Raw genomic sequence first — 19,435 nt, 5'->3', positions numbered from 1 at the left:
GAGGGGCGCCGACCGTGAGGGATCGGCACCTTCTTTCTCCGCTCTTGCTCCCACTGTGGGAGCAGAGTTAGGATGGGGTTGTGAGAGTGATCGCCAGAGGCACGCTGAACGATTTCGTCAAGAGCCGCGTGCCCAAGGCACAGCAGAAAATCGTGAAGGATCATCTCGACGCCTGGTACGCCGAAGCAGAGAAGGCGGCTTGGAAAACATCCGCGGAGCTGAAGGCGCAATATAGCTCGGCCAGCATCATCTCTGCGGAGCGGGTCGTGTTCAACATCAAAGGGAACGACTACAGGCTCGTCGTAGCGATCAACTACAGCTTCGGCATTCTGCTCATCAAGTGGCTCGGGACACACGAGGAGTACGACAAGATTGATGTCAAGGAGGTAGCGTATGACGAAAACAGATATGCAAATTCATCCGATAAGAAATAGAGACGACCACCGTCGAGCCGTCGCGAGAATCGAAGCCCTGATGAGTGCTGCCCCCAATACTCCGGAAGGCGATGAACTGGACGTTTTAGCGACACTCGTTGATGCCTATGAGGCAAAACACTTCGTCATCGACGCTCCATCTCCGGTCGCTGCCATCCTGTTTCGTATGGAACAGGAGCATTTAAGCCGAAAGGATCTCGAGCCAATGATTGGAAGTCGAGCACGGGTATCCGAAGTTCTGACTGGGAAAAGGCCTCTCACCTTGGACATGGTGCGGCGCGTCCGCGGCGGTCTTGGGATCTCTGCCGATCTGCTGATCGCGCCGCTTCCCACAAAATCTATCCGTCGGTCCAAGAAGGCTAAGAGCAGGCCGAAGGCGCTGGTGGCAGAGAAGGAAAAAGCAAAGCAATCCACTCTTGCCAAGGCATAAACGAGACGTTCTAGAGGGGCCGACAATGTCGGCCCCTTTTGTATTGAGTCCGGCAAGTATCGCTCCCGTGCGGCGCCTTGGATCAGCCAGCAAAATCCATTTGTCTTCTGCCTCAAGCGCCTTGCGCAAAGCACACCCACCTAGTCCCTCTCGTGAGGAGCAGGAAACCCATCTTCAAACGGCTGTAGTTCATCCGATGCAGGGGGCGCACCGTATGGCTCAGCCATACCCGCGAGAGCCTCGAAGACCGCCGCCAGACCCGCCCGGGACTGACGCTTATCACCACGATGAATAAGTGACTCTCTTGCAGTTATTGGACTCGATGAACTGAGTGGCTCTACGTTGCCCATATCGCAACCGAATCCACGGTTGATCGAGGTGCCAATGCAGATCAAAGTCAGGCTCGTTTCCCTGCCCATCCAGAGATGGGCAAGACTCCTCTCAAGACAGACGCTACTCCGTGCCGTGCGCGTGATGGGCCCGACTCTGGTCGCCCTTACATTCGCCGGCGTTGCTCACGCCCAAGGGACGATGGACTTCTCCGGGGCACAAACGCTGATGGGAACCTTCAAGACCTTCGCTATGTACGCTGGCGCGGTCATCTGTTTCGGCGGCCTTATCTTCGCCGGCATTCGCATGATGTCAGGGCGCTTTCAGGACGCCATTCCTGGACTCTTCGGCGCGCTGTTTGGTGCTGGAGTTCTCGGTTGGGGAGCCGGATGGATCGGTTCACTGACCGGGCAGTCGATGTAGGAGGTGACATCGGCTATGCCCAGGCGAGGAGAACCGCAAGCAATCAATCAGGCGCTGAATCGTCCCCGAGCCAAGCTCGGCCTCGACCTTACAGCATGGATGGCGATCGTATTCGTCTGCATTGCGGTTTTCCTCGTTGGGTTTCGCCTTCTGGCGATGATGGCCTTTCCCACGCTCGCTTGCGCTGCGTGGCTCATCATCCGCAAACACCCAAAGATGCTTCAGCTCTGGGGCCTGAGCCTCAACCAGAAGAGCTACTATGACCCGCGTAAATACTGAGCAGGCACAATTCGTTCCGTGGTTCGCAAAGGCCGGTGCCGCGTGCAGCATCGTTCCGATAGCCCGCTTCGTCAATGACCACATCTTTGCGCTGAAAGGCGGCGGTTATGGCTGCCTCTTCCAACTCTCCGGCCTAGACGAAGAGGGCTTGACCGACCAGGAGCTTGAATCGCATCTGCGCATGATCGAGGGTGCGCTGCGTGGCCTACCGGAAGGCACTTGCTTGTATCAGTACACGCGTGTTCGCTCCGGCTACGGTCTCCCGCGTCAGCCTCTCTATTCGAATCCCGTCACGCATACGTTCGTTACAAACCGGCTTGAGTTCTTGGAGAGAACGGCTGGCTTCCGGCGGATTGACCTGCACTGGTGCCTCACGCTGGAGCCGTCGAAGATGAAGTCCTTCGACCGCAAACCCGCTGAGAATGCCGCCTCTACGTCACGGATGCTCGCCGAACTGGAGAAGACGGCAGCCTTACTCGCAGGCAATCTCTCCAGTTCTATCGGTCTGCGTCTGCTAGACCAGCAGGGCACCTTCCAGTTCTTCAGTTATCTCTTCAACCTTGAGGACTGGGCGGAGTGGGGACAGCTTCGCGAAAGCGTAAACGTTGATCGCCAGATCGTGCAGGCTCCCGTGGCATGGGAGAGCGATCATCTGCGTATCGGCAGGCGCTTCGTTCAGATGTATTCGTTGAAGACGACGCCCGAGGCGTCACGACCTTGCCTATTCAACGACCTGCTCAAGCTCGACTGTGACAGCATCCTGTGCTCGACGTGGCGACCGAAGTCTACGGCAACAGCGCGCCATGAGATCGACCAGCAGGAGAAGTTCATCAGCTTCTTCAGAGTGGGTGTGCTGTCTCGCGTGATGGCCGGCAAGGACACGGCCTCTCTTGATACGGGAGCCGGAGCGAAAGCTGCCAACATTGCGGTCGATGACCTGAGCGATGTCATCCGCTCCCTCGACAAGAAGGCCCAGGGAGAGTTTTCACTTCGCCTGCTGGTCGCGGCGAAAAGCGTAGCGGAGCTTCACTCACTCGCTCCGACTGTGCATCGTGTCTTTGTGGAGGCACGAGCCCAAGTGATGGAGGAGACGCTAGGCAACCTGTCTGCGTTCTATGCACTATTCCCAGGCAACGGGAAGTTCAATGTCTTCCCGATGTGGCTAGGCGAAGATCATCATGCACGGCTGTCCTCCATCTTTGCGCCAAATCTTGGTCATCCTCGTTCGGACGACCTCGATGCCGAGTACCTGAATGTCTTCGAGACACGCACGGGCACGCCATTCTTTCAGGATGCCTACGTGGACGGCGTTCGTGTGCAGCTCATCCTCGGGCCCACGGGCTCCGGCAAGTCCGTGCTGGGCAATAACACCATTGCGCATGAGCAGAAGTACGGCGGCTTCACCTACATCTTCGACATCGGCGGGAGCTATGAGAGCGTCGTCGAACTGTACGGAGGCCGTGTAGACCGCATCGGGAAAGACGGCCCACGCGTGAATCCGTTCACGCTGGAGCCTACTGAGAGCAACATTCAGTTCCTTTACACCTTCATCAAGCTCTTGCTCACAAACGGCGGCGCGGAGCTTGAGCCGGAAGACGACGATGTGATCCACAAGGCCGTGCAGGATATGTACCTGCTTGACCCTGAGAATCGTCGCCTGTCCAACCTCTTTCTGCCGAAGAAGCTAGATCGCTACTTGTCGAAGTGGGTGGGCCGCGGCGTTTACAGCGCGGTATTCGACAACGTCGAAGACAGCTTGTCTCTATCGCGCGTGCAATGCTTTGATTTCCAGGGCGTCAACAATGCACAGTACGCAGACCTGATCGAGCCGCTGATGGTGTGGCTCCTGCGCCGCATCAATGATGTGCTATTCAACCCCGCCAATCTCGGGGTGCCCAAGCACATCCTTATCGAGGAGATCTTCTCTTCGATGAAGAATCGTCAACTTCTGGAAGCAGCCCTTGCTTCCATCAAGACGGTTCGGAAGAACCTTGGCGGCGTCACCATGATCGGTCAGTCCGCCGAAGACCTGGGTGCTAACGCTGACTCGATCGTGAACTCCTGCACATCCTTCCTCTTCTTGCGAGACGCAACCTTCAATCGCAAACGCTATGCCGAGCTATTCAAGATGAACGAGCAGCAGCTCGCTCTCTTCGAGAGCTTGCAGGATCGTGAGGCGCTGTACATGCGTCGCGATGGGCTGACCAAGGTAATCCGCCTGAATCTCGACAGTCGCAGCTACGCCACGTTCTCCACCAAACCCAAGGACCGTGTTCGGAGAGCGAAGTTGATTGCCAAACACGGACTCACCGAGGGCATCTCCCGATTTGCCGAAGGTGAGACGGAGTAGTTCACACAGAAAGGACAGAACACATGAAGCCGCCTATCCTCGTCGTCGTAGCTCTCCACCTCGCACTGGCCTCGGTCTCCCTGCATGCTGCTGGGCCGACGCATCCGCTTCAGCCCAATGCGCCGCGCACGGTCACAGTTTCGGAGTCACAGACTCCACCCGTGATTCGTGCCGGCCTGCTGCAATCGACATTGATTGTCCTGCCTGCTGAAGAGAAGGTCGCGAATGTCTTTGCCGGTGACACGGTGGATTGGGTGTTCGATGGCGGGCATGTGGCCTCGCGCTTTATCAGCGTGAAGCCCAAGACGGCCCACACAGCGACGGACATTCACATCGTCTCTGATCATGGCAACGAGTACACCCTTGAGTTGCGTGAGGTCTCCGCTGACGATGATGCCCACTATGACTCGACGGTGCTCATTGAGCCAGGCGACAAGGCAGCCAAAGAGAAGCTGACGCAGTTGCCGGTGTTCGTGCCTGCAGCAGACCTCGACAAAGCTAAGCAGGATGCCGCCGCGGCCCAAGCGGCGCAGGCGGCGACGCTCAAAGCCGAGCAGACGAAGGAAGAAACCTATCGCAGCCAGTATCCCGGCTCACTTCACTTCGATTACGCATGGGATGAGAAGAAAGGCAAAGAACTTGGCCTGCAGCAGATTTGGCGCGACGACAAGTTCACGTATTTGCGCGGCCAGTTCCAGGAGACGCCTGCCCTCTATGAGGTGAAGGACAAGAAGCCATCCCTCATCAACTTCGATTTCGCCAATGGCTTGTACACGATTCCCAAGCAGGTCGATAGCGGCTACCTCGCCATTGGCAAGCAGCGGGTGGACTTCCACCGCACCACCGAGGGGAGGTAGTCATGGCAGAACTCGACAACAATACCCACGCGACCGTGCCGGACCAGCCGGAATCGAAGCCGCCCTTGCGGAAGAGTATGCCTGTGGTCATCGCTCTTGTCGTCATCGTGGCCTTGATCGGGATCGCAAACGTATCAAGTCTCTTGAGCGGGAACAAGAAGGCTGCCCCAAAGAGCGCGCTCACGATGAGTCCGACGACGCCGAACGCGCAGCAGGTGTCCAGCTTTGAGACCCAGCAACAGATGCAGGCTCGTCACGATGCGGAAGAGCGCCAGCGGCAGCAAGCTCTTGCGGATGCGATGCAGCAACTCCAACAGGAGCAGAACATTCCTGGGCCGGAATCGAACACCGCGCCACCGATGACCGCGGCACAGCGCGATTCCATCTATGGCGGCAGCGCCAATGCGCCGCAGCACACCTCGAATCTCTCCGAGGCCCAGGCGGAAGCAAAGCAGAAACGCCTCGCCATTGAGAAGCAACAGCAGGATGCTCTTAACAGCGACACGGTCGCGATTGATTTCTCTCATGCCGGTTCACCAGGCGCTCCCACCGCTGTGCTTTCCGAAAAGCAGGCAGCGCCAGAGTTGGCCAAAGCTGAGGAAACCGCAGGCAGGCCGGCCTCTGTCGATGCTGCATCCCTGCAAGCCGGTAAATCCGATCCCATGGGCCAATACACCTTCGATCAGTATCAGGGCCGCCTCTATCGAGTCTTTGAAGGCACCGTTCTCGAAGGCGTCGTCACGAACCATATTGACGGCGGCTTGTCCGGCCCGATCCTCGTCATGCTGACGACGGACTACTACTCGCACGACCACCAACAGCTCTTGATGCCACAGGGTACGCGGCTCATCGGCACCGTGCAGAGCGTCGGCAATGCGCAGCAACGGAAGATGTTCGTCACCTTTCACCGTGCTGTGTGTCCGGATGGCTTCTCCCTCGACTTCGACAAATACCTTGGCCTCGACCAGATCGGGACGACCGGACTTGCCACAAAGGTTGACCACGGTTATCTGATGGCCTTCGGAGCTGCCGCAGCAATAGGAGGACTAGGCGGCCTCGCTCAGATCGGAAACAACGGAAGTGTCTTTACGCCTTCCACTCAGATCCGCAACGGCATCTCCGAGCAAACAGCCGCCGAGGGAGAACAGGTGCTCAATCACTTCCTCAATCGGCTTCCGGTTATCACGCTGAAAGAAGGCTCGCGTGCGCGTGTCTATATCGGGCGCGACATCCTGATCCCTTCCTACGCGGAGCATCGCGTCGATCCCACGCTCTGACAAAGGAGCCGCTATGAATGCACGTTACGAACATCTGCTCCGCAAATCGCCGGATGCCACGCGCGGCGGTCATGAAGCGTGGGCGGTTCAGTCAACCGGCGAGCGGGTTGCTGTGGCGCTTGTGCTGAACCGCGCTGATTGGCTGGCAGAGACGGATTACTCGATAGCGGAGGCTATCGAACGCAGTGGATCAAAGTGGGTGGCGATCATCCCCCGGGTCGCTCGCCAACTCGCGGAGGAGGACTGAGATGGTCACTCGTTCGCTTACTACGTGGCGTGCCGAAGTTCTCGGAACAGTAGTTGCTGTTGTGCTTGTACTTGCTCTAGTGGCAACCAACACCGGACGCAATGCGTTGGCGTGGATTTACCTCCAATCCCACCAAGCCATCGAGCACAGCGTGCATCTTCCGTTTCCCCTAGACAGGTTGGACCCGACCTGCCCGCAGTGCATGTAGTTCAACCCAATCGCAGGAGGCGCGATGAAACTCAACCCCAAAGATCGTAAGTGGTTTATAACAGGCGCGGCGTTGCTGCTCACCGCTACGCCGAGCTTCGCACTCTTCGGCATCGGCGACATCGTCTTCGATCCGACGAGCTACGCGAGTCTGGTGTCGCAGCTCACCACGATCACACAGCAGTACAACATGCTCAAGAACAACATTGAGCACTTCTCCCTTAAGCAGCAGTGGCAAACCACGCTGACTGCGTTGAAGAACGTGAATGTCGCCAATATGTTTGGCGAGACCAACGGCATGTCGATTGCGTTCAATACGAACTCACCGACGGCCTCCAGCACGGGCTGGAAGTCCGCCACCGTTCCTGTGAAATCCAGTGCGTCTTCCTATCTCCAAGGCCAGACGCTCGGCAGCCCACAGATGGCACAACTGGCCATGATCGAAATGTCGGACTCGGTATCGCCGGACTGCATTACAGCGGTCGGTGCCTACCGGTCGGCGAGGATGCAGAACTCCACCGCGAATAGCACCCTGATAGCCAACCAGCTTGACGGCTCCAGCGCAACCAATAGCGAGGTTCAACAACTGAATCTGCTGAACGCCGCCGAAGTGCAACGTATGTCCGAAATGCAGAATCAGGGCACATTACAGGCATGTCTTGCGTCAGAGATGGCGGTAACGAACATGCAGCAGAGGAACGCGGCAGCGACCGACCTCAACACGGCGGTCTTCGTGCAGACGCAACATGCCACGCACGACATGAGCGCGGCAAGCGAAGACAGCACCTGGCAGACATATCTGCCGTAACCGGGAGAGCCATGCTGAAACTCCTCAACACGAAACTGTTGATTGCAATCCTTGCGGTGCTGGCTACCATCGCCAGCGCCGCGATCTACCAACGCCATGAGGCCGCCAAGGCGGCAGCCATTCTCGAACAGCAACAGCGTGACGCAGAACAACGCCGGAAGGAAGATGAGGCGTTTCGCAAGAAGGTCGAGGAAGACAAGAAGAAGCACAACTCCGCTGCTGGCAATGAAAGCAAGACCTGGAAGAGCTACCTTCCATAACCCCATCCGGGAGAGATCAAGATGAGCGCCGCTATCGTTCTCGCACAAGCACTGCCGTCCGCAAGCTCAGGTATGGACTGGCTCTACCAGTTCACCAACAACTTGACGAACCTTACGACGCAAAACGGCGGCGCGCTCACTCAGTTCGGTTGGACAGAGCTAAGCGCCATCGCTCTCTTCACCCTCGTAAACATGGTCATCAACTGGAACACCAGTACGATGACCTTCCGCTTGCACCATCACCCCGTCCGTGCCGGCGACCTCACACACTTCCTCCTGAAGTTGATCGTCTGCAGCCTGCTATTGAACTATTGGGTGAACCCATTCCCGGGCGCGAGCTTCGGTATCAATCACTTCTTCAGCTACATCGCCCAGGCGATGGGCGCAGCCTTCGACCAGCACTCGTTGGACCAGCTCTTGCAACTCCTCAAGACCGCCGGTGATGGCACCTCCATGCCGTCGTTTACGGCCCCCGTTCAGATCCTCTGCTATGTGTTGGTGCAGATCATGCTTGGCTTAGCATCGGCCATTCTCTTCGTCATCAATTGCAGCGCCTTCATCCTCTATGGCGTGACCGCCTTGTTTGGTCCTGTATTCGTGCCGCTGCTCATGACGCAGACCTTCAAAGCCAAGTTCTTCCATTTCCTTGATGTCCTTATTAGCTTCGCCATGATTCGCGCTGTGGCAGCCGCGTTTATCTACGTCTGGGCCGGTTTCATGAACGGCTTTCTTCAGCAGACCTTCAACGGCAACTACTCGATGGATATGTGGATTGCCAATCTCATTCCTTGCTTAATGATTTTCGTGGCTTTCATCATCAATATGCTGTTCATTCCGAGCATGACGCAGGCTATCTTCGGCGGCGCGGCGGGCTTAACGTCCGCTGCTCCAATGGCAGCAGGAAGTCTCGGCAGTATGTTGGCCATGAAAGGCGGCGGAGCATGAACATCTGGGCATTTCTAACCGCACTTGTTTCCGGGAACCTCGCTTCGAACAGCCGCACGGTGCGGCGGGTCGCCCGGCCACTCTTCTTGCTCTTGTGTGTAGGTGTGCTGATCGCGGGCTTCATCTACGCCTACGTAGTCCTGAAAGCCGTCTCGGAAAGGAGCAACAGCCCCCATGTCCACGAACACAGTACTCATTGACCGCTCCCTTACGCCGGAGCAATCGCTGCTCGCCGACCAGGTCGGGAACGAAGTCTATTCCTCGCACTATGCGGAGCGGAAAGCCTACCGTCTCATCATCGGCTGCGGAACGGTATTGCTCTGCGGTTCCATGTGGCTGAACTTCTCCCTGGCCCATCGCCCGATTGCGAATCGGTACATCCGCATCGACGAGATGGGACGCGCGCAGGCGATCCAGTACACCGATCTGAACTACAGCCCGCGTGAGGGCGAGGTCCGCACCTATGTCACCGATTGGGCGAACTATCGTTACACCATCAATCGCGAGACGATTGCGAAGAAGTATCCGCTAAATTACTACTTTCTTTCGGGCCCGCTTGCCGCGCAGCTCATGGGAGCTGACAACCAGGCTCACCTCGTCTCTCAAGTGACCGCCGGACAGGTGGAATCGAGTGACGTCCAGGTCCGCAACGTTACCATCACGGCGATGTCGGAGGAGATGGTGGAAGGAGTCCGCATTGCGCGTGGAACGGCGCTGGTGACCTTCGACAAGATCTTCTCCGAAGAGCACTCACACGAGCCCCGTACGGAGCACTGGCTTGCTTCTGTCACCTACTACCTCAACCCGATGCAGGTCAGCGATCAGGCGAAGATTTACCCGCAGTATGAGTTCATCAACCCGTTGGGCCTGACGATCACCGAGTTCCACGAGAACCGCGTCTCGGTGGACATCGTTGCGCCTGGTACTGCAAGCGCAAGCCCCAACGCCATCGCCCAGCCCGTCACCGGAGCAACGCGATGAGCTTCGAGCTGATACTCCCGTTCTTTCCCGAGGAGTTGCGGGCGCTCCTCGTGGACCCGTCCATCTCGGACTTGATGATTAACGGAACGACGGGAGTGTTCGCCGATAAAGGCGGCGTGGTCGAGCATATTCCGCTCTCCACGCCCTACACGAATGATCGGCTACAGGCCGCAATTGAGCGCGTTGCTCGCATCCTGGGGCAGGACCTCACGCAACAGAATCCCATCCTGAATACCCGTATGCCAGACGGGTCGCGTGTGGCGGTCGTCGGCTCTCCTTCATCGATCAACGGGCCGACGCTGACCGTCCGCAAATTCAATCGCTGGTTCACCAGCGATGAGCTGGTAGCTGCGGGCAGCTTTCCGGCCATTGTTCGCGATGATGTCGTCAACCTGATTCTTAAGCGTAAGAACGGCATCATCAGCGGCGGAACGGGGTCGGGTAAGTCCACGTTGATGAAGGCGCTCTTGGATCATGTTCCGCTGTGCGAACGGCTCGTCGTGATCGAGCAACCTGCTGAGTTGAAGGTGGCTCATCCCAACGCGGTTCGGTGGGAGGCTGTTGCGGCGATCCCCGGTCAGGTAGCGGTCACGCCAAGCCAGCTTGTTGCGGCGGCTCTGCGCCATCGTCCCGACCGGATCATCATGGGCGAGATTCGCGACGAATGCGGCTACGACTTGCTGCAGGCCATGAACACCGGGCACGGCGGAACACTCTCGACGTTGCACGCGGATTCGGCTCTTGATGCGCTCGACAGACTCGCGGACATGGCCCTGAGTGCCAGAACGAATTTGGATCAGGCATTTGTCCGGTCGCAGACCGGCAAAGCCGTGGACTTTGTGTTGCACTGCGAACGCGATGTCACAGGCCGCCGACGCATCCGGGAACTGATTACGGTCTCTGGATACAGTCATGCGGAGCAATGCTTCCAGACGGAGGAGGTCTATCGTGCTTCCGATGCCTGACGCGCAGGCTTCCACCTAAGAATCCCAACCCGAACCGAGGTCACTCCGATGGTCTTTCATGCGGCTCTTGCGGCTGCACAGCCCAACTTGTCTCAAGAAGCGACTAGCTTGGCAATCCCGCCTGCCGAGATGCTGTGGTACGCGGGCCAATCGGTGTGCTCGAAGCCGTCCTTCCCCCCGGACATTGTAGGGCCACACGCGGCTGCGGTAGGTGGAGCATTCCGTCGCAGGGATGGTAGGGGTGACTTCGGTGAATATGGGTGCCTTCCGTGCGTATCCCGTCCTCTGCTTCGGGTTCACGCTTCGGGGCCATACCGGCGCCCTGCGGCACGGCGTCGTTCTGCTTCGCTTACAGCGTCCCTTCGGGGTCTCGGTTCCTCCCAGAAAAAGTTTGAATGCCGCGGCAACGAACGCCGCACAAACTTTTTCCGGGTCCCACCAAGAAAGCACTCCTTGGCACTTGGGAGCCGGGCCCACTCGCTCGCTTCGCGAAGGGTGACCCGAGCAGGATACGGGAAATACAACGAAACGGAGATCACCACCATGTACACCAACAAAGTCACCCTCATCGGTTTCCTAGGCAGCGACGCAGAAGTTCGCACCAACGACGACCGCAGCCTCACCGTTCTCTCCCTCGCAACCAAGTCCTCCTACAAGAAGGACGGCAAGTACATCGAGCACACCGACTGGCACCGCTGCATCGTTTTCGGCAAGCTCGGAGAGTTCGCCGCCAAGCTGACCAAGGGCGCTCACATCCTGATCGAGGGCGAGTACCGCAGCCGCAAGTACACCAGCACCAAGACCGATTCGGAGCAGACGGTTTGGGAGGTTCGAGTGAGCTCGATTCTCAAGCTGGATCGCGCCGCCAAGGCGGCCGTGGAAGACGACGAAGAGCTCACCGAGGAGGAAGTGGCCGCATAGGCCCCTTCCTTTCACCGAAGAGTCCGGCATCGAGCCGGACTTCTTCGACTGCTAAACCCCTGACATGGCCTCGCAATGAAAAGCGAATGGAGGTGGTTCGATGAATGAAGTTGCCAAAGACTTTCTCACTCGGAGCTTCGCTCATGGCTCGACGATTGCTCTCCTGCTGCGCACGGAGAGCCCCGCGAAAACGCAGCAACGCATCGTTACCTTAGAACAGACGCTCGCGCCTCGTTACCTCGGCTGGCTCGCGCATGAAAATCATCACGGCGCGAACATCTATGTGGCTGCCAATCCGCTACGCGGTGGCAGCCGGAAACGCACCAAGGAAAGCATCGCTTCAGTCCGGCATTTGTACTTGGACATTGATGAGGATGGCGATGCCCGTCTCGCCGCGCTCCAGGCACCGGATGGCCTGCCCGTTCCGGTCGCCATCCTCTCCACGTCGCCGGGTAAGTACCAGGTGCTCTGGCGGGTGGCAGGCTTCGACTTTGCTCAGCAGGAAGAGACTCTCAAGCGGCTCGCATTCGCCTTCGGCGGCGATCCCGCTTGCACCGACTGCAACCGGGTGCTTCGCATTCCCGGTTTTCTGAACCGGAAGTATTCTCCCGCTTACTCCGTCGCGGTCGAATACCCGTCCGACGCCACCTACAGCCCTACGGACTTTCGGTTGCCGGACGCTCCGGCTTTCGCCATGCTCCCGCTTTGCGGGAACGCACGGTTGTCCTCCGGCCATAAAGACACCCATTCCGAACAGGATTGGGCCTGGGCTTGCTTTCAGCTCGCCCAAGGCAAAGACGCCGGCAAGCTGACGCAGGAGCTGGCGTCGCGCCGCTCTGACAAGCCCAATCCGCTGTACTACGTGCAACGGACGATTGACGTCGCTTCAGCTCGTCAATGGCTGCTCGACGGAGCGCCGATCGAGGATGTCATCACGATGCTGAAAGTTCGCTGTGAAGCAGAGCTTCCCGCTGCACTTTGCTGCGCTCGTGCGTGGGAAATTGCGACCAAGGCACAACGCATAGTCGCACGCCTAAAGATTGCCTAAACCCATTACCAAAGGAGAACGAAATGCCACTACTTGAAGTCGTCCAAACCAAACACCTCAGCGCTTCCATTCGGCTTACCGATTCGACAGCAACGCAGGTCGATCAGTACGCGGCATTCATCAAGGCTTCCGCGAACGATGTTGTCGAACAGGCACTCGCCTATGTTTTCTCCAAAGATCGCGAGTTCCAGGAGTTCCTTCGTACTCCGGAAGCACAGCGGATCACCCCGACACTTCGTGTTCGTCGCGGTAACGGCACCGATGCTGCGGAGCCGGGCGCAAAGAAGCCCGTAACCTCTGCAGCATCGACACCACAAGCACCTGCAACTGCGGCGGGATCGAAGGCATGATCCCGCTCCTACATCTGTGGCAAGGCCACAGCGGTGCTGCGCACCGGAAGAAGATTGACACTCCATCCCTCTGATGGGCGTGTTTTGAGGAAGTACGAAAACAACCGTTTACGCGCTTGTTTTTGAGGAGCTTAGCTCCGATGCGTAAACAACTGTGTTCCTTCCGAAAACTATTGTTTACGCACATTGAGGAGGACCTATGAATGCGCTTCAGGGAACCTTCGCGCCTATCGAGAGCAGGCTTGCTCGGTCTATCGGACGCGCAGGGCGCGACCGAATGGCGAACGCGCGTGTTACCCAGGCAGAGCAACAGGAACTACAGGAGGCCGCTCGGCGTTGCGGACAATCACTCAGCGAATGGTCGCGGGACACACTCCTACGAGAGGCCCGCCGCGGTTCTGGTGATGCAGTCTTCACCGAACTGATCGCCACGCGGATGCTGCTTGTGAACCTTCTCAAGCCGCTCGCACTTGGTGAGAAGGTCTCCGCCGCGTGGATCACCGAGGCCATGACGATGGTGCGGAAGGAGAAGCACAAGGCCGCGCAGGAGGTCATGCAGCAGTACACCCAGCAAGCCGGAAAGGAGACCTCCGATGGCAACACAGTGGGGTAGAAAAGAGACGATCATCTGGCCGCTACACGTTCCGCTGATGAGCTATTGCGCCATTGCGGGAGCGTTCCTGCTGACGCTGTTCTTTGCCTGGGAGCGGTATGCGGTTCAGTTTCCGCCACTGCAGAAGGCATACATGACCGACTATGTCCGCGCGGCTGTTGGTAGCACTTTCCATGCGCATGGGAGCTATCGGCTTCTGTACCTCGGCGGTTTGGAAGCCAAGCCTCGTCTTGCTCTGCCCATCGACTTTGCCGAAGGAGAGATGAGGTTGCCTGATGGCAAGCAGATGCCGTTCGCACTGGCGGCACTTGCTCAGGCGCAGGGCTATCGTTTCCCCTTCCGTGGCCCCGTCGCGAAGTTGGCGGACGCTTCGATGTATCGCTGGCTGCGTGACGTCATTTTTGATCGCAAGAGCCCATGGCAAATGTTCGTCGTGAACTTCTTGGAAGGCGGGCTTTGCCTCGCATTGTTGCTTGCATTGGCGGTTCCGAGAGACATTCGGCGCTTTAAAGAGATGAAGTATGGCCGCGTCCTTCGCGGTCCTCGCATGCTCGATCCGACCGAGTTCAATAATGCGCAGAAGGGCGATGGCTTGGGTTTCAAGACCACGGAATCCGGTCGCATGATGCGGATTCCACTTCATAAGGAAGCGCAGCATCTCCAGCTCATGGGCGATACAGGAGTTGGCAAGACGCAACTCATCATGCAATGCCTTCGCCAGATTAGAGGCCGGGGAGATTCGGCCATTGTCTATGACCCGGCCTGCGAATACATACAACGGTTCTACGATGCCAAGCGCGGAGATATCGTTCTCAATCCGCTCGATGCCCGATGCCCTTATTGGGGGCCGGCACAAGAGCTGGAGTCGGAAGATGAAGCCTACGCAATCGCCACGTCTCTGTATGCACCGAAGACCGATAAGGTCGATGAGTTCTTCCACGAAACGCCTGCGCAGATCTTCGCTCATCTCTTGAAGCGTGGCCCTACACCGCACCAGCTTGCCGCGTGGATGTCGAGCGACACCGAGCTAATGAAGATGGTGGATGGGACAGAGATGGCCTTCTACATCGACAGGAAGGCAGGACCTCAGCGAGCGGGTGTTCTGTCTTCGCTTGGATTGGTCGCAAAGTCGTTTCGTATGCTGCCGGAGCGTGACGAAAAACGCGCCGTCTGGAACGCGCGTACCTGGTCGAAGACACGTCAAGGATGGATCTTCATCACCTCGCGTCCGCCGGAACGAGACACCCTGCGTCCCTTGCATTCGCTTTGGATTGACTTGCTCGTAATGCGGCTGCTGACAGCACCGCAACCCGATCAGAAGCCGGTATGGTTTGTCATTGATGAGCTGGCCAGCTTGCAGCGGTTGCCCCAGCTTCATACCGCCATCACGGAGAACAGGAAATCCAAGAATCCGCTGATCCTTGGCTTCCAGGGTAAGGCACAGCTTGAAGTTATCTACGGTCACCTTGCTGAGGTGATGCTGTCCCAGCCTGCTACGAAGATCTTCATGAAAACCGCAGAGCCGAAGGCCGCGGAGTGGATATCAGAAGCCATTGGCAAGGTCGAGATTGAGCGGCTCAAGGAGACGAAGTTCGACGGCACGCGCTCCGGCCACAACTTCACCGTCGAGCGTCAGATCGAACCGTTGGTCATGGGTTCGGAGATATCCGGCCTCGATGATAGACATGCCTATCTCAAACTGGGCAACAGCGTGGCGCGGTTCGCTTTCGACTACATGGACCTGCCCACACCGACACCCGGTTTCCTGGCACGGAAGACCGCAGGCGGACTCCGCTTTAACCCGGATACGTTGGAGCAAAATCAATCACCGTCCATCTCCGAGCACGAATCGCCGGAGCAGGAAGACACGCCTCCGGCGACCGAGAGCGACGGACCGCACGACAAAGAGCGTGTCCCGATAGCGTGGCCTACGCCCGCCGCCGTGCAGCAGGCACAAGAGCTAATACCTACGCCTTCAGAGAATGATGAGCTGGAAGAAGAACAGGCATTAGGCCCCGATCTAATCCGGGAGACGTAGGCCATGCTCGACATCTCCAAGCCGTTGAACGCCGCGCAGGCGCAGACGTATCACAAGCTCGATTACACCTCGCCGACCCAGAGCTACTACGCTCAGGGCGATCAGGTGAAAGGCGAATGGCAGGGTAAGCTCGCCGAGTCCATGGGCGTCTCCGGTGAGGTCTCCGCACTGGAGTTCTCCCGCCTCACGGAAGGCCAGCATCCGGTGACTGGCGAGCAGATGGTGCGTCATCGGATTGCTACGGAATACACGAATCCCGATGGGTCTACAACGAAGGCCGTGGCTCACCGTGCCGGCTGGGATGCGATGTTTGCGCCGACGAAGTCTGTCTCGTTGACCGCGTTAGTGGGCGGCGATGACCGTATCCGCGAAGCCCATCGTGCGGCGGTCACCGTGGCATTGGATGAGTTGGAGAAGTACACGCACGCACGTCTAGGCGGGAATAAACCAGCCGAACAGACGGGCAGATTCCTGGCCGCGAAGTTCGAGCATGACACCGCCCGTCCAGTCGATGGCTACGCTGCTCCGCAGCTTCATACCCATGCCGTCATCTTCAATGTGACCCAACGAGCAGACGGGGCAACGCGGGCCTTGCAGGAGCAGCCGTTCTTTGAAAGCCAGAACTTCGTCACGGCAGTCTACCAATCGGAGTTGATGTACCGGCTGCGTTCGCTGGGATATGAGATCGAGCCCGGTGAGAGCGGTGCTCCCGAAATCAAGTCCTATTCCGCCGATTACCTGAAAGCCTCCAGCCTGCGCCGCGAGAGGATCAAGGAAGAGATGGAAAAGCGTGGCGTATCGGGGCCAGAGGCGGCGGAGATCGCGGCGCGTTCCACTCGCGAGAAGAAGCACACGATGACACCTGCCGAGGTCCTGGCGGCGCATCGGGAGCTTGCCGCCGAGTACGGCAACCAACCACAGCGCATCGTGGCTGAAGCACGTGAACGGGCGCAGACGATGAGCCACAACCCCGACCGTGTCGCTCATGCGCGAGAGGCCGTCACCTATGTTCGCAGCAGCTTGTATGAGCGCGAGGCTGTGCTGGACGAGCGCCTTTTGCTGCGTGATGCCTTGCGCCGCGGCATGGGTAACACCACCTATCCCCAGGTCCGCGCCGAGTTCGAAGCGCGGCAGCATCGCGGCGACTTCCTCTCGGTGGAAGCCCACAAACATGCCTCCAGCCCCCGCTTCACCACGCCAGAAACGATCGCCGCTGAACGCTCTAACATCGACTACGTTCGCGCCGCCAAGAACACCGTCCAGCCGATCATGAGTGCCGAAGACGCACAGCGTCAGGCACAGTCGCGCGACTTCCTGAATGACTCCCAGAAGCGAGTCATCGAAGAGGTTTTGAACTCGCCCGATCGTATCCATGGCTTGGAGGGGCGCGCAGGCTCAGGCAAGACCTCAGTGCTCTCATCCATCCGTGAGGGTGCGGAGAAAAGTGGGTACGCGGTAGAAGGATTCGCGCCAACGTCGCGCGCAGCGGCACAACTTCGCGAGGCCGGAATTGAAGCCTCCACCTTGCAGAGCTTCCTTGCCCGGAAGGCGGACGTATCCCATGAGCAGCAGCCGCGTCACCTGTACATGCTCGACGAATCGAGCCTTGCCAGCACCAAACAGATGCGCGACTTCCTGCACAAATTGCAGCCGCAGGATCGCGTGCTGGTCATCGGCGACACCGCACAACACCAGGGCGTGGACGCCGGTCGCCCGTTCCAGCAGATGCAGGAGGCCGGGATGCGGACTGCCCAGCTTGACCGCATTATGCGCCAGAAAGATCCTGCGCTCTTGAAAGCCGTCGAGCATCTTGCGAAGAGTGAAACCGAGCAAGGCATTACCCTGCTTCAGGAGCAGGGCCGCATCACCGAGATGCCGGATCGGCGTGACCGCATCGCCGCTATCGCCAAGGATTATGCGGCCAGACCGGAGAACACACTCGTCGTCTCACCCGACAACAAAAGCCGTCAGGAGATCAACGAGGCTATCCGGGCCGAGTTGTTGCAGACGGGCAAGTTGAAAGACGACGGGAAGGTCTTTCGCACGCTGTCCCATCGTTCCGATATGACGGGAGCCGACCGTACCTGGGCGGCGCGGTACAGCGTCGGCGACGTTGTTCAGTACAACACTGGCAGCAAGGAACTTGGCATCAAGCGCGGCAGCTTCACTACGGTTAGGGCTGTCGATTCTAAGGCAAACCTGTTGACGGTCGAGCGGGCAAATGGAGACGTTGTAGCCTACGATCCTCGCCGCTTGCGTGGTGTCAACATCTTCCGCGAGCAGGACCGCGAATTCGCGACGGGCGATCGCATCCAGTTCACCGCTCCGCTGAAAGAGTCGAAGGTCGCCAACCGCGATCTTGCCACCATCGAACGTATCGACGAAGGAAAGATGACGGTGCGGATAGATGGCAAGGAAAAGCGCACGCTCACCTTTGACACAGAGCAGGTTCGCCAGCTCGATCATGGCTATGCTGTGACATCGCATAGCTCTCAGGGACTCACATCGGAGCGTGTGCTGGCTCACTTCGATACCGAAGCGCCGCGCGGTTTGGTGAACACGCGGCTGGCATATGTCGCGATCTCACGTGCCTCGCACGACGCCCAGATCTATACCAACGACGCCGCGCGTCTAGGCAAACGTCTCGCCACTGATATCTCAAAAACGGCAGCCATCGACCTCTCAGACCACTCGAAGAGAAGCGAGGTCGAACGTGCCGTCTCTGCTTTCCGCGAGAACGCTCCTGCAATGGCCACTAGCATCCTCCAACAGAATGGACGCGTTCATGAGTATGCCAGCTCAGAACATCGCTTAGCCGCTGTCGCACTGGCTTATGCTTCGCAGCAGGATAGCGTCGTGGTTGTCGCGCCGGATGCCACTGAACGGAAGGAACTGACACAACTCATTCGTGATGAGCTGCGCCAGCAGGGGCGGCTCTCCACAGAAAGCCATCAGCTTCCCGCGCGGGTCGAACAGCGCTTTGGCAATCCTCGTCTTGCGGCCAACTATGCGGCTGGGGACCAGATTCATTACAAGGTAGGCAATGCCGAACTCGGCATCGCGGACAACAGTGCCGTCACTGTACTCTCCGTTGATGCGAAAGCCAACCGGCTCACCGTGGGCTCTCTGGATGGAAACGAAGCCAGCTACAACCCGGCTTTGGTGAGAGGTCTGACCAACCATGCGCATGTCTTCCGGGAAGAGACACGCGACATCTCCGAAGGTGAGCGCATCCGCTTCACCGCGACGGCGCAAGAGTTTGGCATCCGCAAAGGCGTCTTCGCCACCGTCGAACGCATCGGAGAGGATCATTCCTTGACTGTTCGCAGTGACCAAGGCAAGTCTGTGGCGCTCTCCGAAGAGCAGGCCTGTCATATCGATTACGGCTATACTTCCGATCGCGTGCCGCAGCGTGGCATCGAGCGTGTCATCGTCAGCGGCGACGCGGCACAACTCGCGCAGATGCAGGAGGGCTTGGCACGGCTCTCCGGACAAACCCGCGACCTCACCCTTTATACATCGGACAACCAACGCATGGCTCAGGAAAAGACCATGCCTGGACTTGAAGTTCCCGCTCCCGGAGTGCAGCCGGAAATAGCTCCCCACATCTCTGTCCCTGTACCGGAGATTGCCGTCGAAGCTTTCAGCAGAGGACGTTGATCCTCTCAGCGG

At 58.4% G+C, this 19,435-nt stretch carries 20 protein-coding genes; 19 read left to right on the top strand and 1 reads right to left on the bottom strand.

Features of this window, described 5'->3' with window-relative positions; all coding sequences use genetic code 11:
* Positions 1–80 precede the first annotated feature (80 nt).
* The 11 genes from C7378_RS05280 to C7378_RS05230 all read left to right on the top strand — a co-directional run bounded on the left by C7378_RS05280 (position 81) and on the right by C7378_RS05230 (position 8,847).
* Positions 81–434 carry a type II toxin-antitoxin system HigB family toxin gene (locus C7378_RS05280; RefSeq protein WP_131993001.1) on the top strand — a complete coding sequence of 118 codons (354 nt, stop codon included), beginning with the start codon at positions 81–83 and terminating at the stop codon, positions 432–434.
* Complete coding sequence (locus C7378_RS05275) at positions 394–864, top strand: helix-turn-helix domain-containing protein (protein ID WP_207901354.1); 471 nt, start codon at positions 394–396, stop codon at positions 862–864. The genes C7378_RS05280 and C7378_RS05275 overlap by 41 nt, the downstream gene beginning before the upstream one ends.
* Before the next feature lie 384 nt (positions 865–1,248).
* Positions 1,249–1,617: a hypothetical protein gene (locus tag C7378_RS05270; protein ID WP_131992998.1), complete on the top strand. Its 369-nt coding sequence runs from the start codon at positions 1,249–1,251 to the stop codon at positions 1,615–1,617.
* Positions 1,618–1,632: 15 nt separating this feature from the next.
* A complete protein-coding gene (locus C7378_RS05265; protein WP_131992995.1) occupies positions 1,633–1,896 on the top strand; it encodes a VirB3 family type IV secretion system protein in 264 nt (87 codons plus the stop codon).
* Positions 1,877–4,246: a VirB4 family type IV secretion system protein gene (locus tag C7378_RS05260; RefSeq protein ID WP_131992992.1), complete on the top strand. Its 2,370-nt coding sequence runs from the start codon at positions 1,877–1,879 to the stop codon at positions 4,244–4,246. The genes C7378_RS05265 and C7378_RS05260 overlap by 20 nt, the downstream gene beginning before the upstream one ends.
* 23 nt (positions 4,247–4,269) lie before the next feature.
* Positions 4,270–5,103 carry a TrbG/VirB9 family P-type conjugative transfer protein gene (locus C7378_RS05255; protein ID WP_131992989.1) on the top strand — a complete coding sequence of 278 codons (834 nt, stop codon included), beginning with the start codon at positions 4,270–4,272 and terminating at the stop codon, positions 5,101–5,103.
* A 2-nt stretch (positions 5,104–5,105) separates the two neighbouring features.
* Entirely contained in the window at positions 5,106–6,380 is a 1,275-nt protein-coding gene (locus C7378_RS05250; RefSeq protein WP_131992986.1) for a TraB/TrbI/VirB10 family type IV secretion system protein, read from the top strand.
* Positions 6,381–6,393: 13 nt separating this feature from the next.
* On the top strand, positions 6,394–6,627 hold the full coding sequence (locus tag C7378_RS05245) for a hypothetical protein (protein ID WP_131992983.1): 234 nt from the start codon (positions 6,394–6,396) through the stop codon (positions 6,625–6,627).
* A 232-nt stretch (positions 6,628–6,859) separates the two neighbouring features.
* Entirely contained in the window at positions 6,860–7,642 is a 783-nt protein-coding gene (locus tag C7378_RS05240) for a hypothetical protein (protein ID WP_131992980.1), read from the top strand.
* An 11-nt stretch (positions 7,643–7,653) separates the two neighbouring features.
* Positions 7,654–7,902 (top strand): hypothetical protein, encoded by a 249-nt coding sequence (locus tag C7378_RS05235; protein WP_131992977.1) that lies wholly within the window; start codon positions 7,654–7,656, stop codon positions 7,900–7,902.
* Positions 7,903–7,923: 21 nt separating this feature from the next.
* Positions 7,924–8,847, top strand: a complete 924-nt coding sequence (locus tag C7378_RS05230; protein ID WP_131992974.1) for a type IV secretion system protein — start codon at positions 7,924–7,926, stop codon at positions 8,845–8,847.
* Positions 8,848–8,861: 14 nt separating this feature from the next.
* Here C7378_RS05230 and C7378_RS17825 read toward each other — a convergent pair whose 3' ends face one another.
* Positions 8,862–9,044: a hypothetical protein gene (locus tag C7378_RS17825; RefSeq protein ID WP_207901353.1), complete on the bottom strand. Its 183-nt coding sequence runs from the start codon at positions 9,042–9,044 to the stop codon at positions 8,862–8,864.
* On the opposite strand from C7378_RS17825, the gene C7378_RS05225 reads away from it, so the two are divergent.
* From C7378_RS05225 to mobF, 8 genes are all read left to right on the top strand, one after another.
* Positions 9,022–9,828, top strand: a complete 807-nt coding sequence (locus C7378_RS05225; RefSeq protein WP_131992971.1) for a VirB8/TrbF family protein — start codon at positions 9,022–9,024, stop codon at positions 9,826–9,828. The genes C7378_RS17825 and C7378_RS05225 overlap by 23 nt on opposite strands.
* On the top strand, positions 9,825–10,793 hold the full coding sequence (locus C7378_RS05220) for a TadA family conjugal transfer-associated ATPase (protein ID WP_131992968.1): 969 nt from the start codon (positions 9,825–9,827) through the stop codon (positions 10,791–10,793). Before C7378_RS05225 ends, C7378_RS05220 begins: the two co-directional genes overlap by 4 nt.
* 543 nt (positions 10,794–11,336) lie before the next feature.
* On the top strand, positions 11,337–11,714 hold the full coding sequence (locus C7378_RS05215) for a single-stranded DNA-binding protein (protein ID WP_131992965.1): 378 nt from the start codon (positions 11,337–11,339) through the stop codon (positions 11,712–11,714).
* A gap of 100 nt (positions 11,715–11,814) precedes the next feature.
* Positions 11,815–12,762 (top strand): RepB family DNA primase, encoded by a 948-nt coding sequence (locus tag C7378_RS05210; RefSeq protein WP_131992962.1) that lies wholly within the window; start codon positions 11,815–11,817, stop codon positions 12,760–12,762.
* Positions 12,763–12,785: 23 nt separating this feature from the next.
* Positions 12,786–13,112: a hypothetical protein gene (locus C7378_RS05205; protein WP_131992959.1), complete on the top strand. Its 327-nt coding sequence runs from the start codon at positions 12,786–12,788 to the stop codon at positions 13,110–13,112.
* 199 nt (positions 13,113–13,311) lie between these two features.
* Positions 13,312–13,725, top strand: coding sequence for a plasmid mobilization protein (locus C7378_RS05200; protein ID WP_131992956.1), 414 nt, complete (start codon positions 13,312–13,314; stop codon positions 13,723–13,725).
* On the top strand, positions 13,706–15,763 hold the full coding sequence (locus C7378_RS05195) for a type IV secretion system DNA-binding domain-containing protein (protein ID WP_131992953.1): 2,058 nt from the start codon (positions 13,706–13,708) through the stop codon (positions 15,761–15,763). Before C7378_RS05200 ends, C7378_RS05195 begins: the two co-directional genes overlap by 20 nt.
* Positions 15,764–15,766: 3 nt before the next feature.
* Positions 15,767–19,423, top strand: coding sequence for a MobF family relaxase (mobF, locus tag C7378_RS05190; protein WP_131992950.1), 3,657 nt, complete (start codon positions 15,767–15,769; stop codon positions 19,421–19,423).
* Positions 19,424–19,435: the final 12 nt, after the last annotated feature.

Origin of the sequence: Acidipila rosea (assembly GCF_004339725.1) — a bacterium.
Lineage (GTDB): Bacteria > Acidobacteriota > Terriglobia > Terriglobales > Acidobacteriaceae > Acidipila > Acidipila rosea.
This window is presented reverse-complemented; position numbering and strand designations above follow the sequence as displayed.